Source organism: Gordonia amarae NBRC 15530 (assembly GCF_000241345.1).
Lineage (GTDB): Bacteria > Actinomycetota > Actinomycetes > Mycobacteriales > Mycobacteriaceae > Gordonia > Gordonia amarae.
The window spans coordinates 83,641-101,901 of record NZ_BAED01000034.1; the positions used below are offsets into that span (position 1 = coordinate 83,641).

The 18,261-nt window shown below is 68.1% G+C and carries 18 protein-coding genes; 11 read left to right on the forward strand and 7 right to left on the reverse strand.

Annotation, left to right across the window (positions count from 1 at the left end):
- Window positions 1-169: 169 nt before the first annotated feature.
- Window positions 170-748, forward strand: coding sequence for a YdhK family protein (locus GOAMR_RS09865; RefSeq protein WP_005186452.1), 579 nt, complete (start codon window positions 170-172; stop codon window positions 746-748).
- Window positions 749-845: 97 nt separating this feature from the next.
- Here the strand turns inward: GOAMR_RS09865 and GOAMR_RS09870 are convergent, their stop codons facing one another.
- On the reverse strand, window positions 846-1,523 hold the full coding sequence (locus tag GOAMR_RS09870) for a DUF3060 domain-containing protein (RefSeq protein ID WP_005186456.1): 678 nt from the start codon (window positions 1,521-1,523) through the stop codon (window positions 846-848).
- 175 nt (window positions 1,524-1,698) lie between these two features.
- Here GOAMR_RS09870 and GOAMR_RS09875 point away from each other — a divergent pair, with 175 nt between their 5' ends.
- From GOAMR_RS09875 to GOAMR_RS09895, 5 genes are read left to right on the forward strand one after another with little or no spacing between them, the layout of a single operon-like run.
- Window positions 1,699-2,619: an ABC transporter ATP-binding protein gene (locus tag GOAMR_RS09875; RefSeq protein WP_005186459.1), complete on the forward strand. Its 921-nt coding sequence runs from the start codon at window positions 1,699-1,701 to the stop codon at window positions 2,617-2,619.
- A gap of 55 nt (window positions 2,620-2,674) precedes the next feature.
- On the forward strand, window positions 2,675-3,442 hold the full coding sequence (locus GOAMR_RS09880) for an ABC transporter permease (RefSeq protein ID WP_040514865.1): 768 nt from the start codon (window positions 2,675-2,677) through the stop codon (window positions 3,440-3,442).
- 20 nt (window positions 3,443-3,462) lie between these two features.
- Window positions 3,463-4,590, forward strand: a complete 1,128-nt coding sequence (locus tag GOAMR_RS09885) for a sensor histidine kinase (RefSeq protein ID WP_005186466.1) — start codon at window positions 3,463-3,465, stop codon at window positions 4,588-4,590.
- The gene (locus GOAMR_RS09890) at window positions 4,587-5,195 is read left to right on the forward strand and encodes a response regulator transcription factor (protein WP_005186469.1); all 609 of its coding nucleotides are present in this window, start codon (window positions 4,587-4,589) and stop codon (window positions 5,193-5,195) included. The genes GOAMR_RS09885 and GOAMR_RS09890 overlap by 4 nt, the downstream gene beginning before the upstream one ends.
- 41 nt (window positions 5,196-5,236) lie before the next feature.
- Window positions 5,237-6,013, forward strand: coding sequence for a YggS family pyridoxal phosphate-dependent enzyme (locus GOAMR_RS09895; protein WP_005186471.1), 777 nt, complete (start codon window positions 5,237-5,239; stop codon window positions 6,011-6,013).
- 14 nt (window positions 6,014-6,027) lie between these two features.
- On the opposite strand, the gene GOAMR_RS09900 is transcribed toward GOAMR_RS09895, so the two are convergent.
- Together GOAMR_RS09900 and GOAMR_RS09905 are read right to left on the reverse strand one after the other, a co-directional pair.
- Window positions 6,028-7,842, reverse strand: coding sequence for an FHA domain-containing protein (locus GOAMR_RS09900; RefSeq protein WP_040514866.1), 1,815 nt, complete (start codon window positions 7,840-7,842; stop codon window positions 6,028-6,030).
- A gap of 63 nt (window positions 7,843-7,905) precedes the next feature.
- Window positions 7,906-8,676 (reverse strand): hypothetical protein, encoded by a 771-nt coding sequence (locus GOAMR_RS09905; protein ID WP_005186475.1) that lies wholly within the window; start codon window positions 8,674-8,676, stop codon window positions 7,906-7,908.
- 295 nt (window positions 8,677-8,971) lie between these two features.
- On the opposite strand from GOAMR_RS09905, the gene GOAMR_RS09910 reads away from it, so the two are divergent.
- Together GOAMR_RS09910 and GOAMR_RS09915 are read left to right on the forward strand one after the other, a co-directional pair.
- Window positions 8,972-9,925 (forward strand): HpcH/HpaI aldolase/citrate lyase family protein, encoded by a 954-nt coding sequence (locus GOAMR_RS09910; RefSeq protein ID WP_005186479.1) that lies wholly within the window; start codon window positions 8,972-8,974, stop codon window positions 9,923-9,925.
- Between the two features lie 57 nt (window positions 9,926-9,982).
- Window positions 9,983-10,519 (forward strand): flavin reductase family protein, encoded by a 537-nt coding sequence (locus tag GOAMR_RS09915; protein ID WP_040514867.1) that lies wholly within the window; start codon window positions 9,983-9,985, stop codon window positions 10,517-10,519.
- A 107-nt stretch (window positions 10,520-10,626) separates the two neighbouring features.
- On the opposite strand, the gene GOAMR_RS09920 is transcribed toward GOAMR_RS09915, so the two are convergent.
- On the reverse strand, window positions 10,627-11,313 hold the full coding sequence (locus GOAMR_RS09920) for a GntR family transcriptional regulator (RefSeq protein ID WP_005186483.1): 687 nt from the start codon (window positions 11,311-11,313) through the stop codon (window positions 10,627-10,629).
- Window positions 11,314-11,451: 138 nt separating this feature from the next.
- Here GOAMR_RS09920 and GOAMR_RS09925 point away from each other — a divergent pair, with 138 nt between their 5' ends.
- From GOAMR_RS09925 to GOAMR_RS09935, 3 genes are read left to right on the forward strand one after another with little or no spacing between them, the layout of a single operon-like run.
- Window positions 11,452-12,864, forward strand: coding sequence for an LLM class flavin-dependent oxidoreductase (locus GOAMR_RS09925; protein WP_005186486.1), 1,413 nt, complete (start codon window positions 11,452-11,454; stop codon window positions 12,862-12,864).
- A 28-nt stretch (window positions 12,865-12,892) separates the two neighbouring features.
- Window positions 12,893-14,077, forward strand: a complete 1,185-nt coding sequence (locus GOAMR_RS09930; RefSeq protein ID WP_040514871.1) for a CaiB/BaiF CoA transferase family protein — start codon at window positions 12,893-12,895, stop codon at window positions 14,075-14,077.
- A 30-nt stretch (window positions 14,078-14,107) separates the two neighbouring features.
- On the forward strand, window positions 14,108-15,019 hold the full coding sequence (locus tag GOAMR_RS09935) for an HpcH/HpaI aldolase/citrate lyase family protein (protein ID WP_005186492.1): 912 nt from the start codon (window positions 14,108-14,110) through the stop codon (window positions 15,017-15,019).
- 177 nt (window positions 15,020-15,196) lie between these two features.
- On the opposite strand, the gene GOAMR_RS09940 is transcribed toward GOAMR_RS09935, so the two are convergent.
- The 3 genes from GOAMR_RS09940 to GOAMR_RS09950 form a co-directional block, all read right to left on the reverse strand.
- On the reverse strand, window positions 15,197-16,513 hold the full coding sequence (locus tag GOAMR_RS09940) for a SepX/GlpR family protein (RefSeq protein ID WP_005186494.1): 1,317 nt from the start codon (window positions 16,511-16,513) through the stop codon (window positions 15,197-15,199).
- A gap of 135 nt (window positions 16,514-16,648) precedes the next feature.
- Complete coding sequence (locus GOAMR_RS09945) at window positions 16,649-17,299, reverse strand: GNAT family N-acetyltransferase (protein ID WP_005186497.1); 651 nt, start codon at window positions 17,297-17,299, stop codon at window positions 16,649-16,651.
- Window positions 17,300-17,347: 48 nt separating this feature from the next.
- A complete protein-coding gene (locus GOAMR_RS09950; protein ID WP_005186500.1) occupies window positions 17,348-18,064 on the reverse strand; it encodes a S1 family peptidase in 717 nt (238 codons plus the stop codon).
- Window positions 18,065-18,261 lie beyond the last annotated feature (197 nt).

Here is an 18,261-nt window from a genome sequence, read left to right on the forward strand (position 1 = left end):
TCGGCCCCCGTCAACACCCTCCCTCGCGCTCCCGGTCAGGCCGAACCGTTCCGTTACGACCAATACCGCGACGACCGGTACCGCGCACCGCTGAGAATCATCAACTGAATCGATCTCAGATACCCCATGGGGGTATAGTGGTCCGGGACGACGACGATGGGAGAATCACATGCGACAGCGTCTGACGGCCGTCCTGGCCGCGGGGATCGTGGGCGGTGCGCTCGTCCTGACCGGCTGCTCCGGTGACGACAAGGAGTCCACCACCGGCGCACACGACCACGGCACCTCCAGTATGCCGATGGACCATTCGGGGATGGATCACGCCGCCGACGGCGGTCCCGCACCGGCGGGCATCCAGGGCGCAACCAACCCGACATACGCGATGGGCAGCGAGGTGACCCTGAACGCCGATCACATGCCGGGAATGAAGGGCGTGAAGGCCACCATCACCGGGGCATTTCACACCTTCACCTACTCAGTGAGCTACACCCCCACCAACGGCGGTGCCCGCGTCACCGATCATCGCTGGGTGGTGCAGGAAGAACTCAAGGACGCCGGGGACAAGCGACTCGCCGACGGTGCCGAGGTCACCCTCCTCGCCGACCACATGACGGGGATGAAGGGTGCCAAGGCCACCATCGACAGTTCCACCGACGAGACCGTCTACATGGTCGATTTCGAGGCCGGCGGCATGATGATGACCAACCACAAGTGGGTCGTCGAGAGCGAGATCCAGCCGGCGTCGTAGCCGTCGACGCACCTCGGACGCCGCCAGTCCCCGCACCGTCGCGACACGACCACCCTGTGGCGCCCGGCGCCGGCAGGTGTGCCGCGAACCGGCACCGTCACCGGGTGTAAGTGTTGTTCTTCCCCGTATCCGTGGCCGGACGCCGGGCACCCTCGCTCCAGTTGACGGTGTTGGCGCTGCCGTGCACCTCCAGCCTGTCGATCGCGCCGCCAACGATGATCGTGGATCGATCGCCGTTGAGGGTCAGCGTGCCGATCCCGTCGGTGTTGATCGTGCCGCCATCACCGTCGACGGTGGCGGTGCCGATATGTGTGCCGGTGACGCGGGTGTTGGCGGCGGTCAGGGTGAGCCGGTCGATCCGATCGACATTCGTGCCCGAACCCGCGCCTTCGATGGTGACTGTGCCCCACGTCTCGCCGAGCAGCGTGACGTCGGATCCGCTGATGGTCACCTCGGCGGCGGATTCGATGTTGCCGCGCACCTTGTCCGCCGAAACCGAGATGGTGCCGCAGTCGCCGCTGATGATCGGCGACGCACCGACTGTCGCGATGACGATATCCTCACCGGCCGAACAGGTTCCTCCGCCCGAGAGATCACGCGAACCGCTGCCCGGAGGTACCGCCGTACCCGAAGGTGCCGCCGCACCCGACCGCGATGTCGTGCCCGGCTGGTCGTCGCCCGAACCGGAGCAACCGGCGACGATCATCGCGCCGGCAAACACGGCCGCTACCGCGAGGTGTCTCCCGGACCGGTGGATCTGACTGAAGCTGACCATGGTTGAACCCTATCCGCACGGCCCCGCGTGGCCGAAACCCCACCGATACGCCCTGGCATCGCAATTATTGCGATGCCAGGGCGTATTCGTGCGGTTTGGGGCATGACAGATGTCATGCCGTAATGCTGACATCCGTTCTATGTCCCCGGCGCCCGCGGCGGGCAACGTAGTGGACATGATCAACACACCGGCAATCGCACTGACCGAGCTGCGCAAGAGCTTCCGCGGGCCCGGCAACACCACGATCAACGCGGTCGACGGCATCAGCCTGACCGTGGCCCCCGGCGAGGTGGTGGCCTTCCTCGGCCCCAACGGCGCGGGCAAGACCACCACGCTCGACATGCTGCTGGGCCTGACCACCCCGGACTCGGGCACCGTGCACGTCTACGGCACCTCCCCCCGCGAGGCCACGAGCAACGGGCGCATCGCGGCGGTGCTGCAGAACGGCGGGCTGCACCCGGACTTCACGGTCGCCGAGACCGTCGAGATCGTCGCCTCGCTGCACGGACGGCTCGACGACGTGGGCACCGTGATGTATGCGACCGGCCTCACCGATCTCGCCGGACGCAAGGTGTCCCGCTGCTCGGGCGGCGAACAGCAGCGCATCAAGTTCGCCCTCGCCACCCTCCCCGACCCCGACCTGCTGGTCCTCGACGAGCCGACCGCCGGCATGGACGTCGACGCCCGCCGCGCCTTCTGGTCGACGATGCGTGCCGACGCCGCGAACGGCCGCACTGTCCTGTTCGCCACCCATTACCTGGAGGAGGCCGACGCGTTCGCCGACCGGATCGTGCTGATCGCCGGTGGCCGCATCGTCGCCGACGGCCCCACCGCCGACATCCGCAACATGGCCGGCCGCCGGGTGGTGTCCGCGATCGTCGACGACGCCGACCTCACCGAGCTCACGAGGGTCGTTCCCGGTGTCGAGATCATCGAACGACGAGGTGGGCGAACCTATCTCGCGGCACCCGATTCGGATGTGCTGGCCCGGGCCCTGTTCAACACCCCCCGGGCGCGTGAGGTGGAGATCGCCGGCCACAACCTCGAAGACGCCTTCCTCACCCTCACCGCCGGTGCCACCCGCGCCGAGCACTGACCGCCCGCAATCCCAGAACCGAAACCCGCTGACCCACAAGCCAGAAGGATTCCCCATGACCACCGCGCTTCCCCTCGGAATGTCAACAACCTTCCTGCGCACCGATCTTCGCCGGGTGCTGCGCAACCGCCGTGCCCTCGTCTTCGCCGTCATCATGCCGGCCGTGCTGTACCTCGTCTTCGGTGCGACGCAGAAGTCCTCCGACACAGTCGGATCCGGAAACGTCGCGTTCTACGTCCTGGTCGGCATGGCTGTGTACGGCGCCATCATCGCCGCGGCCTCCAACGCCGCGTCCGTGGCGATGGAGCAGGAGTCGGGCTGGACCCGCACCCTGATGATGACCACGCTGCGGCCCACGGGCTACGTGGCCACCAAGGTGGCCGTGGCGCTGGCGATGGGCGCCCTGCCGATGGCCGTGCTGGCGGTCGCGGGCCTGGTCACCGGCGCGGAGGCACCCATCGGGGTGTGGATCGGCTGCCTGGCGCTGGGCTGGCTCGGCTCGGCCGTGTTCGCCGCGTTCGGCCTGACCGTGGGCGCCCTGTTCCGTTCCGACGGCGCGATGCAGGTGATGGGCGGCGGTATCGCCCTGCTGGCCTTCGCCGGCAACGTGTTCGTGCCACTCAAGGGCACGATGCTCACCGTCTCGCAGTTCACCCCGATGTTCGGTGTGGTCACCATCGCCCGCTACCCGCTCGATCACGGCATGACCGCCTACGACGAACACGTCTCCCTCACAGTGGCGATCATCAACGCGATCGCCTGGGCGATCATCTTCACCGCGGCCGCCGCCTACACCTACACCCGCAGCACCCGCAGGCAGTGACCGATACCCTCGGCATAGAGATGACCGCAGGCACAACAGATAACACGGATAAATCCGGCAAGACCGGCCGATGGGCGCCCTGGCGTAATCTACGCTGGGCGTTCATCGCCATCTGGCTGGTGTTTCTCGCCTACCCGATGCAGTCCTTGGCCGCGGCCGACGTGTCCGCCGCGGCCAAGGTGCTCGGTTTCGTCCTGCTCGTCGCCTTCGCGGTGGTGTACACCATCACCGCGGTGCACGCACTGGCCGGGCCACCTGGGCACGTCCGCGAGGGGCTGATCGCGCTGGTATCGCTGACCGCGATCACCGTCGCCCTCACACCGACGATCCACGAGAACGCACTCGGCACCGGGCCATTCCTGATGGCGGTGGCGGCATTCACCCTTCCGCTCGCCTGGGCGGTCGGGGTCATCGCGGTGCTGCTCGCGGCCACCCTCCTGATCCCAGGCTGGGCCGGGTGGGGCTCGGACACCAACATCGCCATCATCATGACGGTCGTCGCGTTCACCATGCTGGGCATCCGGTTCCTGCGCGCCCGCGAGGTGGAGCGGGAGGAGGCCGAGGAGGCCCGGCGCAGCCTCAACGAACGCCTGGCGGTGGTCGCCGAACGTGAACGTCTCGCCCGCGACGTACACGACATCCTCGGGCATTCGCTCACCGTCATCACCGTGAAGTCCGAGCTGGCGGGCAAACTCCTCGACCGCGATCCCGACCGCGCCCGCGAGGAGATGACCGACATCAACACCCTGGCCCGCCAAGCACTCTCCGAGGTCCGCGCGACCGTCGGCCAACTCCGCACCCCCGACATGCCGACGACGCTGGCCTCGGCCGCGACGGCCCTGCGCGCCGCGGACATCGAGGCCGCCATCCCCGACCCCGACGACGTGCCCGACGACGTGCCCGACGTATTCGCGTGGGTGCTGCGCGAGGCGGTGACCAATGTGGTCCGGCACAGCGGCGCCACCCGATGCGAGATCACCCTGACACCGACATCGATCACGGTGCACGACAACGGTTCCGGCCTGAATGATGCCATCTTCGGCAACGGCCTGGGTGGCCTGCGCGAGCGCGTGGCATCCGCCGGTGGCCACCTGACCGTCGAATCAGTCACGGACGGAACGACTTTGAAGGCGGAGATGAACAGATGACGATCCGGTTGCTGCTCGCCGACGACCAGGCGCTGGTGCGCGGCGCCCTGGCCGCACTGCTCGATCTGGAACCGGACCTGGAGGTGGTGGCACAGGTCGGACGTGGCGACGAGGTGGTGGCCGCGGCCGTGGACGCGGCGGCGGATGTGTGTCTGCTCGACATCGAGATGCCCGGTTGCGACGGCATCGAGGCCGCCGCGGCATTGCATACGGCGGCTCCGGGGATCCGGTCGCTGGTCGTCACCACGTTCGGGCGGCCCGGATATCTGCGCCGCGCCGTCGACGCCGGGGTGTCGGGGTTCGTCGTGAAGGACACCCCGGCCGCCGAACTGGCCGACGCAGTGCGCCGGGTGCACGCCGGGCTGCGGGTGATCGACCCGACTTTGGCCACCGAAAGCCTCACCAGCGGCGACAATCCGCTGACCGCCCGCGAGTGCGAGGTGCTGACGGCGGCGTTGTCGGGGGCACCGGTGGCGCAGATCGCAGCGCAGGTGCACCTATCGGCGGGCACCGTCCGCAACCATCTGTCGTCGGCGATCGGTAAGACCGGCACCGCGACCCGCGCCGAGGCCGCCCGCGTGGCCCGCGAACGCGGCTGGATCTGAGTCGGTACCGGGCAGATCCCGGCGGGGGCTAACGTTGGCCTATGGCCGAATCCGTCCCCGCACCGCACCCGCATCCGACCACCACCGCCGAGTTCGCCGCCAACCTCGCGGCCGTGCGGGCCAACATCACGGCAGCCGCGCAACGGGCGGGCCGTGCCCCCGCCGAGGTGCGGCTGCTGCCGGTGAGCAAGACGGTGCCCGAGGACCGGCTGCGCCTGGCGATCGAGGCGGGCTGCCACCGGCTCGGGGAGAACAAGGTGCAGGAGGCCAAGCGTAAGTCGGAGAACCTCGCCGAGCTGGGCGTCGAATGGGCGGTCATCGGACATCTGCAGACCAACAAGGCCAAGGATGTGGCCGCCTTCGCCGCCGAGTTCCAGGCCCTGGACAACCTGCGCGTGGCCGAGGCGCTGGACCGGCGGCTGACCGACCTGGGCCGCACCTTGGAGGTGTTCGTGCAGGTCAACACGTCGGCGGAGGAGTCGAAGTTCGGTCTGCCACCGGAGGAACTGGCCGGCTTCCTGCGGGAGTTACCACGGTTCGAGACACTGAAGGTGCAGGGCCTGATGACGCTGGCGCTGTTCACCTCCGAGGCCGACCGTGTCCGCGAGTGCTTCCGCACCCTGCGCACCCTCCGCGACCGCGCGCGTGCGGACTCTCCCGAGCTCATCGGGCCGGGTGAACTGTCGATGGGCATGTCCGGCGACTACGAACTCGCCATCGAGGAAGGCGCCACCTGCGTGCGGGTGGGGCAGGCGATCTTCGGCGCCCGCAACACCCCCGACAGCCAGTACTGGCCGCCCACCCGGCCTCAAAACTGATGTATCAGAACTGATCAGGCCTTCACGTAGGCGGACTCGAACATGACGGTCCGCCCGCCGGCCCGGATCCGCGAACCCGGGACGAGAATGTGCGGGCGGCCCGGAGCGAGCCGGATCTCCACCGTGTTGGGAGTGGAGACGTAGGTGCCGTTGGCCGAATGCAGGTCCAGGATCTGCACCGTCCACTCCACGAGCCGGAACTCGACGTGCTTACGCGAGAGCAGACCCGAATCGTCCCGGACCTGAATCAGTCGGGGCGCACCTTGCTGCTGTGGGGTCGGACCGGCGCCCGTGAGTCGGCCCAGCACCAGGGTTTCGTCGAGGAGCACCTCGGTGCCCTGATCGAGGATCAGCCTGCCCAGTGGTGGCCGCTCCCCCTTCACCAGCACCCCGGGCCCGAGGGCGAGCGGCTGCCTGCACTCGGCGCACCAACGGGCCTCGGGATGATTGAGATGACCTTGGGGACAACGGATTCCGTAGGCCATCGGCCGCGAATGCGCCACATCGGTGACGGCGTCGAAACCGTCGGACGGATGGCCGGGCCCCGAAACCCCAGGAACCGGTGCTCCCGGAACCGGCACGCCCGGTGCGGGCGGACCCGGCTGCAAGTACGCCTCGTCGAACTGGGTGGGTGCCGCCCGTCCAGGGGTGGCCAGGCCCCGCGGCGGAGCCTGTGGAGGGGCCGGTGGTGGTGCCGGCACGCCGGGACGCCCCGGAACGGGTGGGGCGGGAGAATTCGGCGGCGGCGCGGCCACGTTCTGGGCAACAGGGTTCTGGGCAACAGGGCCTTGAGCAGCGGGGTTCTGGGCAACAGGGTTGTGAGCCGGGGCCTGGGGTGAGGGAGCGTCCCCGGAGGGCCGCCGGACCGGCGGCGACGGGATCGAGGTGATCGGTGCGCGTGAACCCGACTGTGCGGGTGCCGATTTCGCGGGCGCGGCCGGCGGATCGGACGATACCGATCGGAGGTCGTCGGTCGGTGGCACCGGATCGTCGCCGGACCGCGCGTGTTCGGCGCCCGCGGACTCCGCGGACTTCGGGACATCCTCCGGCAACGGTTCGGTGGCGGCCAGATCGTCCGGCGACCAGGGCTCGGTACCGGCCAGTTTGTCCGGCTGCCACGGTTCGGTACCGGGCTGCACCTCGTCGGCGGCTGGTGGAGCCGCTGCCGGAGAAGGGGTTTCGGTGGCCGCCAGGGGCGCGGTCGCGGGCAGATCGCCCGTCGACGGACGGGCCTGCGCCTCCGGCGTGGCCGTCGCGGCAACAGACTGGGAGAGAGCGGGGCCGGAGTCGGCAGCCGCGCGCAGCCGCGCCTGCTCGCCCGTGTCGGGAACGATCTGGGTGCTGCGCAGCCCCACCGGCACATGCAGCAGCGCTCCGCCGGCGGGGACCATGCCCTGCACCAGATCGAAGCGCTCCCGGCCGGGTTCGGCGGGCTTCACACCTGCCAGGTACAGCCCGAATCCCTCGTGCGCCCACGGCAGCGCCCGGTCGAACGGGACGCCCGGTTCGGGTTCGATACGCCGCCCGTCGGCCTCGGCGAACACCTGCCCGTTCAGGAAGGCGGCCACGCCGACCCGGTCGGTGGCGGCGAAGGCGATGTCGATCTCGTCGTCGGCGGTGGCCACGAGCTGGGCGATGGCCCGCACGAGGTGCCTGCCGCGCCGGGTGACGCCGTCGGGTGTCTCCACCACCGATTCGATGTCGGCGATGGCGGCGAGCATCTCATCGGACACCCCGGCCGCCACGACACAGAAGAACGCCGGTTTCCGGATGACAACCCCATCACCCGGAACCAGCGTCACCTTCGGTAGTTCAACACCCGACGACATGGCCCCACTGTAGCCCGCCGGACGCTGTGTCACGGCGGGCCACGGCGGGCTCGGTTGCCTGCGTTATTTGGCTGTGGCGATACCGAGCGAGGGGAAGTAGTAGCAGGTGGCGTCACCCTTCTTGATGGTTCCGTAGATCGCGGCGAGGACAGTGCCCTCACCGGTCTCGACGAGGCCACCGCGGGCGCCGTTGGTGGGCAGCAGCTTCACGACCGGCTTGAGCACCTTTTCGGCGGTCGACTGGGCACCGGGGACACCCGCCTCCTTCAGCCGCTTGGCGACGGCGTCGACGACGGTCTCGGCGAGGCCGTCCATCGGTGCGCCGAGGCCGCCCTTGAAGGTGTTGACGTTGAACCAGGCCACCTGCATGCCGGATTTGTCCTTGCCGTCGGTGAACTTGCCGACGGGGACGAAGCCGAACATGATCTCGCCCTTCTTGATCGCGTTGGCGTCGATGGTCTTGCTCAGCGGCCAGGGCAGCTTGACGCTGAGGTCGCCGACACCCGGGGTGTACGGCCCGGGCACCGCACCACCGAGGGCGGTCGAGATGCTGAAGTCGGTGCACGCGCCGACAGTCGGTGTGAACGGCGTGATGCCGAGGCTCTTGAGCAGCGTGTTGGCGGTGTCGATGCTGTCGGCGACCGTGGTGTCGTACTGATGCTTGACCAGGGTCTGGCCGACCACATCCTGCAGGGCGAGCTTGATCGCAGCGGACTGGTCGACCGGGGCGGGCGCCTGGGGCGCGGCCGCTGCGGTCGGCGCCAGCGCGGCCCCGGTGACCAGCGCAGACGACATCATGGCCGCGACCAGTGCACGGCGGGCACGCAATTTCATGAGTTCTCCCTCGACGAGTGGATTTCGGCTGGTGGACTCCCGCAGGAGCGTCTGTGAAACCCGCGGACGTTTGTGAAACTAGCGTACTTCTGTGACTGATGTGAATGCTGAGGTGTTGTTGTTACCGTTTCGACGCCCAGCGGGGGTGTGTCGCTCACCGGCCGCCAGTTCCGTCATTGCCAGTCGCATCCGTATACCGAATGGCGCGGGACCCGATCAACGGGAAGAGGCCGCCGAGGCCGGACTGGTGATATGTCAGACTTGGGTTGATATTTCAAATGTGAGGAGTCTCCGTATGGTCAGCTACCGCCCCCGCCGATCGACGCTCGCCGTGCCCGGTTCGAGCCAGAAGTTCATCGACAAAGCGCGCTCGCTCAACCCCGATGCCCTGTTCCTGGACCTCGAGGACGCCTGCGCCCCGGCAGCCAAGGCCGACGGCCGGGTCAATGTCGTCAAGGCACTCAACGAGGGCGGCTTCGGCGACACCACCCGGGTGGTGCGGATCAACGACTGGACCACCGAGTGGACCTACCGCGATGTCGTCGACGTGGTGAGCGGTGCGGGCGCCAACCTGGATTGCCTCATGCTGCCCAAGGTCCAGTCCGCCGCGCAGGTGCAGGCGCTGGACCTGCTGGTCACCCAGATCGAGAAGGCCGAGGGACTGGAGGTGGGCCGCATCGGTTTCGAGATCCAGATCGAGAACGCCAAGGGCCTGCTCGCGGTCAACGAGATCGCCGCGGCCAGCCCCCGCAACGAGACCCTGATCTTCGGCCCCGCCGACTTCATGGCCTCGATCCAGATGAAGTCCCTGGTCGTCGGCGAGCAGCCCGACGGCTACGACGTGGGCGACGCCTACCACCACATCCTGATGACGCTGCTGATGGCCGCGCGCGCCCACGACCTGCAGGTGATCGACGGCCCGTACCTGGCCATCAAGGATCTCGACGGCCTGCGCCGGGTCGCCGGGCGTTCGGCCGCCCTCGGATTCGACGGCAAATGGGCGCTACACCCGACGCAGGTCGACATCGTCAACGACATCTTCTCCCCCCGGCAGGCCGACTACGACCACGCCGAGAACATCCTCGACGCCTACGACTGGTGCACCTCGGTCGAAGGCGGTGCGCGCGGCGCGGCGATGCTGGGCGACGAGATGATCGACGAGGCCTCCCGCAAGATGGCGCTGGTGATCTCAGCCAAGGGCCGCGCTGCCGGGATGTCGCGCACCGACGTCTGGACTCCGCCGCAGTAGGGCTGGTGTGATCAGGAAAACCTTGCTGATATATCAGATGGGTACTAATGTGTCTGTATGTCGTCAGCGCAACCCATATCGTCGGCCGTGACCCCCGAGGAGTTCGCGGATATCTTCCGCGAACACCCGGGTGGGGTGGCTGTGGTGACCGCCGACGCCGGTGACGGCCCGGTCGCGATGACCGTCACGTCGGTGTCGTCGGTCGACGTCTCTCCCCCGATCCTCATGTTCTCGGTGTCGGGACGCTCATCGAGCGCGCCGACCATCCGGGCGGCCCAGACGGTCGTCGTGCATCTGCTCGACACAGAGGACGTGGAGATCGCCAAACTCGCCGCGACGCATGGGGTCGATCGCTTCGCCGACACCTCGGCGTGGTCCCGGCTGCCCACCGGAGAGCCGCTCTATCACGGCACGCGTGCGTGGATCCGCGGCATGACCGTGTCCTCGATGGACGCCGGCGATGCGACGATCATCGCCGTACAAGCACTGGAAACCGGTGCGGCCGAAGGAAAGTCGGCCCCACCTCTGGTGTATCACTCCCGCACCTGGCACGGCCTGGGTGACCACAGCAAACTCGACCACCCCGCCGGTTGAGGTGCGAGCAGCCTAAGCGACGAGCCTCGAAAACCTCGTGAGATGACAATGTCGTCTCACCGGGTTTCGAGGCTCGCAAGCTCGCACCTCAACCGGCCGAACTGGTGTCAGCGGCGACCGAGGTGCTCGGCCAGAAGCTTTGCGGAGATGTCGAAGTGACCTTCGGCGATGCGACGGGCGGAGGCGCCGTCGCGGGCGGAGAGGGCGCGGACGAGGTCCTCGTGGTCGTCGAGAGAACACGGAACCCGCTCAGGGAACAGGGCGAAGAAGCGGCGCGGGATCATTCGTCCCGCGTCGGAAAGCATTCCGATGAGGCGAGGTGAGCCGCACGCGCGGTTGATGGCGGCGTGGAAGAGCCAGTTGAGGGTGGTGATGTCCTCGCCGGCCTGCGAGGCGATCCGGATTTCGCGCTGAAGCTCCTTGACGCGCAGCAGGTCTCGTTCGGAGATCTTGCCGGATGCCCATTGCGCGGCCACGCCTGAGAGCGCCGCCATCAGCTGGAAGTTCTCGATGGTCGATTCAGGGGTCACGCCGATGACGGTGACACCGCTGCGCTGCACCACCTTCACCAGGCCGTCCTGGGCGAGGGCCAGGCAGGCCTCGCGGACAGGGGTGCGGCTGGTGCCGAACTCGGCGGCGTACTTGTCCAGGTCGATGCGCTCTCCGGGCGCCAGCTCGCCGGCCAGGATGCGTTCGCGCAGAACGTCACCGACACGCTCGCGTCCGGTACGACGATCCGCCGGGTCTGCGTCGACCTCACCGACCACCCAGGGGCCCTGCACTGCGTCACTCACCGGCCACACCTCTCATCCGACCTGCCCAGTATCACCGACCAGCATCCCCGATCGGAGGCCCCGCCCTTGACGGGCCGCGCTTGCGTCTATAAATATATCAGTTATCCGGTGATACTTTTAAATCCGAGAGGCATACCAATGACCGAACCTCGTACCGACAAGCTCACCCTCGTCGCGTTCATGCAGGCATCCAACGTGTCGGTGTTCTCCGGCTCCTGGCGTTACCCCAGCTCAGCCGCCGACTACCTCGACCTGCGCTACTACCAGCGCATCGCCCGCACCCTCGAGGACGGCAAGTTCGACCTGATGTTCTTCGACGACCGCCTCGCCATGCCGTCGATCTACGGCAACTCCCCCGACGAGGCGATCCTGCGCGGCGCCCGGCCCATCAAGCTCGACCTGACCGCCATCCTCGGCGCGATGGCCGCCGCCACCGACCACCTGGGCCTGGGTGCCACCTACTCCACGACCTACTACGAGCCGTTCCACGTGGCCCGCACCTTCGCCACCCTCGACCACCTCAGCCGTGGCCGCGCCGCCTGGAACGTCGTCACCTCCGTCAACGACGCCGAGGCCCGCAACTTCAGCGTCGACGCCCACACCGAACACGACCGCCGCTACGACCGCGCCGACGAGTTCATCGACGTCGTCAGCAAGCTGTGGGATTCGTGGGAGGACGACGCGATCATCGACAACCGTGCCGACGCCGTGTTCGCCGACCCGGACAAGGTGCACGAGCTCGGCCACAAGGGTGAGTTCTTCTCGGTACAGGGACCGCTGACCGTGCCCCGCACGCCACAGGGCCGCCCTGTCATCATCCAGGCCGGCCAGTCCGGCCGCGGCCGCGAATTCGCCGGCAAGTGGGCCGATCTCATCTTCACCAGCGCCCCCAGCCAGGCACTCGCACAGGCTCATTACACCGACCAGAAGGCGACGATCGCCGCCGAGGGCCGCGACCCGGACAACGTCCGCATCCTGCCGATGGTGTACGTGATCACCGGTGAGACCGAGGACATCGCCCGCCAGAAGGAGGCGATCTTCCTCAACGAACTCGTCCACCCGCAGGCCTCCCTCGCGCTGCTGTCGGAGGTCACCAACTACGACTTCTCCGGCCACAGCCTCGACGACGAGATCACCGACGAACTCGTCGACAACATCTCCGGTATCCGCGGCCTGGTGCAGGGTGTCAAGAAGCACCTCGGCGATCAGCCGATGACGCTGCGGGTGCTGGCCAATCACCGCGCCACCCTGTTGCAGGGCCCGCGCTTCGTGGGCACCGGCGAACAGATCGCCGAGCAGATGGCCGACTGGTTCCAGTCCCGCTCGTGCGACGGATTCGTCATCGCCGCAACCCATTTCCCGGGCGCGTTCGAGGACTTCACCCGCCTGGTGGTGCCGGTACTGCAGGATCGCGGTCTGATGCGCACCGACTACACCGGCAACACGCTGCGCGAGAACCTGGGCCTGGAACGCCCCGCCAACCACTTCACCACGCCGGCCGGTGCCGACGACGCCACCGCCGAACCCCTCCCCGAGGCCGTCGGTGTCTGAGCAGGAGAACACCCCGCCCCGCAGCACCATGCTGTCGGGGATCCGGGTGCTGGACATGGCAACCCTGGCCGCAGCCCCGCTCGCGGCCACCTACCTCGGCGAGTTCGGCGCCGACGTGATCAAGGTGGAACAACCGCAGGGCGGCGACGCCATCCGCGGCTGGGGCGTACAGCGCAACGGTATCGGGCTGATGTGGAAGAGCGTGGGCCGCAACAAACGTTCGGTCACCATCGACCTGCGCACCGACGACGGCCAGAAATTGCTGCGCGAGCTGGCCACCCAGTGCGACGTGGTGATCGCCAACACCCGGCCGCTGACCCTGCGCAAGTGGGGCCTGGACTATGAGCAACTGCGACAGGTCAATCCGAAGCTGGTGATGCTGCACATCACCGGCTTCGGCCTCGAAGGCCCCAAGGCGCCGCGGCCCGGCTTCGGCACGCTCGGCGAGGCGATGAGCGGCTTCGCCCACCTCACCGGCGAAGCCGACGGCCCGCCGACGCTGCCCGCGTTCATGCTGGCCGACGGCGTGGCCTCGCTCAACGCCGCCTACGCGGTGATGATGGCCCTCTACCACCGCGACGTGCACGGCGCCGACGGCCAGCTCATCGACATCAACCTGATCGACCCGCTCGCCCGGCTCGTCGAACAGTCCCTGCTCACCTACGACCAGACCGGCGAGATCCCGCGCCGGGCCGGCAACAAATGGGATATCTCCGCGCCCCGCAACACCTATCGCACCTCCGACGACAAATGGCTCGCCTTGTCGGCGAGCGCGCCGACCATCGCGATGCGGGTGTTCCGGGCCATCGGGCGTGAGGATCTGGTGGAGCACAATGACTTCGCCGACCCGCAGCGCCGACTGGCCCGGGCCACCGAGGTCGATTCGATCGTCGCCGCATGGGTCTCGGCACGCACACTCGACGAGGCGATGCGGGTGTTCGAGGACGCCGAGATCGCCGCCGCCCCCGTCTACGACATCACCGACCTCATCGACGACGAGCAGATGAAGGCGCGTGGGGTGTTCGTCCGCATCGACGACGACGACCTCGACAGCATGCTGGTGCAGGCGCCGGTCCCCCGGTTCTCCGGCAGCGAGGGCATCGTCGACTCCCTCGGTCCGGCGCTGGGCGCACATACCGACGACGTGCTGGCTGAGGTCCTCGGCATGGACGCGGCGTCGATCGCCGACCTGCACGCCCGCAATATCGTCTGACACAGAACTGCGAGAGAAGGCCTTTCACTGATGACCACCCTCACCCGTCCCATCCGCAGGCGATCGGAGCTGGCCACCCCGGCCTCCAATGAGCGCATGTTCGCCAAGGCCGCCGCGTCGGCGGCCGACATGGTGTTCCTCGACCTGGAGGACGCCTGCGCCCCCGCGCTCCGGAAGGAGTCGCGGACCAAGGTCGTGCACGCCCTCAACGACTACGACTGGGGTGAGACCGCCCGCGCCGTGCGCATCAACGACATCTCCACACACTGGGCGTACGGCGACATCATCGAGGTCGTCACCGGTGCGGGCGCCAACCTCGACACCATCGTCGTCCCCAAGGTCACCGCGGCCCGGGACGTGTGGTGGGTCGACGTCCTGCTCACCCAGCTCGAGACGGATCTGAACCTCACGCGGCAGATCCGGCTCGAAGTGCTCATCGAGGATGTCGCCGGTGTCGCGCACGCCGAGGAGATCGCCACCTCCAGCCCGCGCCTGGACGCGCTGATCTTCGGCGCAGGCGACCTGAGCGTCTCGCAGGGCGCCCGCGTGGACACCAATTTCGTTCCGCGCGACCCGTATCCGGGCGATTTCTGGCACTACGCCCGGATGACCGTGCTCACCGCGGCCCGGATCGCCGGGATCCTCGCCATCGACGCCCCCTACCCCGACTTCGCCGACGCCGAGGGCTATGAGCAACAGGCCCGGTACGCGGCCGCGCTCGGTTACAACGGGAAGTGGGCGATCCACCCCTCCCAGATCGAACTCGCCAACAAGGTGTATTCGCCGACGCCCGAGGAGGTTTCCCGGGCCCGGCGCAATCTGGAGGCCTATCGCGACGCCGAGGCCCGCGGTCTGGGCGCCACCAGTGTCGACGGCCAGCTCGTCGACGCCGCCCACGTCAAGCTCGCCCAGGCCGTGCTGGCACAGGCCGAGGGAAGCTAGCGAAACCCCCTACGCCGGTTGAGGTGCGAAGAGCCGCTAGGCGATGAGCCTCGAAACCCCGTAAACGTGACAATGTCCGCAACCGCTTTCGACGGTGGTTGCGGACATTGTCGCGTTACGGGGTTTCGAGGCTCATCGCTAACGCTCCTCGCACCTCAACCGGCGAGGGCGGTGGGGTCAGCCGACGGCGCGGCGGTATTCCTCGTCGGAGGTGCCGTCGAAGTACAAGCGGCGCGGCCCGCTGGGCAGATGCTCGAACACCGGATCCTCGTCGTCGATCTCAAGGACGACGGCTCCGCCCGGGCGACGGCGGCGCGGCGGTTCGGGCACGACAGGACGGATCCGCGACTGCTGTTCCTCCTGCTCGCGGCGGCGGGCCTCCTCGCGCCGCAGGCGGGCGGCACGGGCCGCACGCTGTGCCCGGGACTGCTGTTCGCGGACGACGGCCCGACGCAGAAATGCCAGGTAAGCCACCAGGCTCACCGTGGCCAGTGCCATCACGACCCAACCGACCAGGCCGAGCACGATACCGGCGATGATCGAACCGAAGAACAGTGCGACAAATCCGATGAGTACCCGCTGACGTTCCTTGTAGCGGGCGTCGGAGTGCTTGTCGGCCAGGCTTTCCTTGGAACGCGACGGCGAAACCCTGCGCGGCACAGTGGTGGTCACCGGGGCCTGCTCAACCCGCGCAGGACCCGGCTTCGCCTCGGCAAGCAGATCGTCATCAATCAGATCGTCTTCCAGATCGTCGGCAGGCTCGGTATCACCCAGGTCGTCGGACTCGTCCTCCAGATCCCCGGTCTCCTCCGGTTCCCCGGTCCGATCCAGATCCACTGTCTCGTCCAGATCATCGGACTCGTTGACGGCCTCGTCCGACTCATAGTATTCGCCTGCGGCCGTATCTGTCTCGGTGTCCGTCGGAGATCCGACGATATCCGCGTCGAGATCGACACCCACGGCGGAGGTCACGCGCAGTTCCGCGGTGACCTCGTTGTCCGCGTCGGCACCCTCGGTGTCTGCGTCGGCACTCTCGGTGTCAGCGGTGCCGCTGTCGGGAGTCTCGACATCGGTCACGTCCGTATCGGCATCGGCGGTGGCGGCATCGACGTCCTCGACGGGGCTGACCTCCGTGTCGCGCTCGGCGTCGACTCCGGCCTCATCGTCGGCGGAGTCCTCGGTGTCCGCCTCCGCGACACCGGTCACGGACTCGTCGTCCGCGGCCTTCTCGGCCCGGAGTTCGGCTTCCTTCTTCTCCAGCAGTGCGATCGCCGTGGCCGACGGGGTGCGGGAGGGTTTGTGTGCCGGATCCGACGGATGCGCGCCGGGCTTCTTGCGGCCCGCGGTCGCCCGCCCGCCGCGGTGCAGCGTGCGCGTCGAGGTCGCGACCGTCGTAGACTTACGCACCTGCGGCCTGCCCCTGTTGATCACCATCGGCACCAGCACAAACAGCCAGACGGCGACGAGGCAGATCCATAGGACGGAGTTCGGCATCGGATCACTCCTTCACTCATGCTGCAACCGCCACTCTGGTCACATTGCCACCGTGAACAATCTATGCTGCATCACCGATGACATGAGGTAGACGCGCCGAGACGAACCGGATTGGCCGCCGTTCTCAGGAAACGTTCAGTAGCTCGCGCGGCCCGACCGGACGAGGGCCTCCACCGCGGTGCCCGGAAGATCCTCGACGGTGAGCGCGAACAACAGGTGATCGCGCCACCGCGAATCGACATCCATGTAGCGCTCGAGCAGGCCCTCTGTGCGGAATCCGACCTTCTTGAGCACCGCCTGCGAGGCCTCGTTGGCCGGTTGCACGGTCGCGTCGAGACGGTGCAGGCCGACCCGGCCGAAACAGTGGTCGACACCGAGCGCCACGGCCGCGGTGGCGATGCCCCCACCGAAGTGATCCGAGTCGATCCAGTAGCCGATCCACGCGCTGCGCACGGCGCCGCGCTGGATGTTCCCGACGGTCAGTTGTCCCACGTACTGCCCGTCGAGCTCGATGACATACGGCAGTACGGTGCCCCGCCTGGCCTCCGATTTGAGGGCCGAGTACAGCGGCCCCCACTGGCTGCGATGATGACGCTGCACCCAGGAACCGATGCCGGTCGGCTCCCAGGGCACCAGCGTCTTCTCGTTTCGGGTGCGCAGTTCGCTCCAGATCGCGCCGTCACGCGACCGGATCGGCCGCACCGTCACCGCGCCGGCCGAGGTCCGCAGCGGACCGAGAGTCGACTGCCACACCCTGGTGTGCGGACCGCCCAGCCAATTCAGCACACCAACCACCTTGACAAAGGGACGGGCCTGTTGCGGGACTCGCGCCGATCAGACCGGGCGGAAGCCGGCGCCGTAGCCGCCGTAGTAGTTGAGCTGGTCGAGCACGACCGACACCTTGGTGGCGATCATCGGCGAGTAGATCGGGATCGCCGGATGCAGGCACTCGACGATGATGCCCGCGTTGGTGAACGGGATCGCCACGCCCGCGCCGCCGGTCAGGATGCCGACGAGCTTGCCGCCCGCGATCACCGGTCCGCCCGAGTCACCGGGGGCCGCGCAGACGTAGCTGAGGGTCTCGTAGCTGCGCGGACTGTTCTCGATCACCTGGCCGCACGAGTAACCGGTGGTGCGGCCCGACTTGCAGACCCGCGCACCCGCTGCCGGGTGCTGCCCGATCGAGGTGACGGTGGCCTTGCCGACCGTCCGCACTCCGCGCACCACAGCCTTGTTGAAGTTGATAACCGAGTAGTCGACCTGCTTGTTCTTGGCCACAATGGTGCCGATCACGCCGGAGCGCCGGTTCTCCAGCGCCACCTTGGAACCCACGTTGCCGCAGTGCCCGGCGCTCAGGCCGATCAGCCGGCCGGCCTTGTCGTGGCCGGCGACGGCGAGGGTGCAGGCGGCCGAGGCGTCGACGACGATCGCCGTGCCGGGACCGACGGTGAAGCCCGGGGCCGCCTGCGCGGGCGACGAGACGAGCCCGGTGGGAATCAGGACGGCGAGCACTCCGGCGAGAGCGACCAGGATCCGCGAGGCGGTAGGCATAAATCTCCGATCGAGATGGACGGCATCGGACACAGCGCCGTCCCGTGGGGACCACGACTGTGAGGGGCGAAACACGACCGCGACTTTAGCGCACCGGTCACCACCGCATCGGCGGCGAGTCAGGACACTGTGCACCCGGAGACGGATCAGATCACCCTCCGAGAGCGTAGCCGACCCGTCGGCACACCGATAGTCGC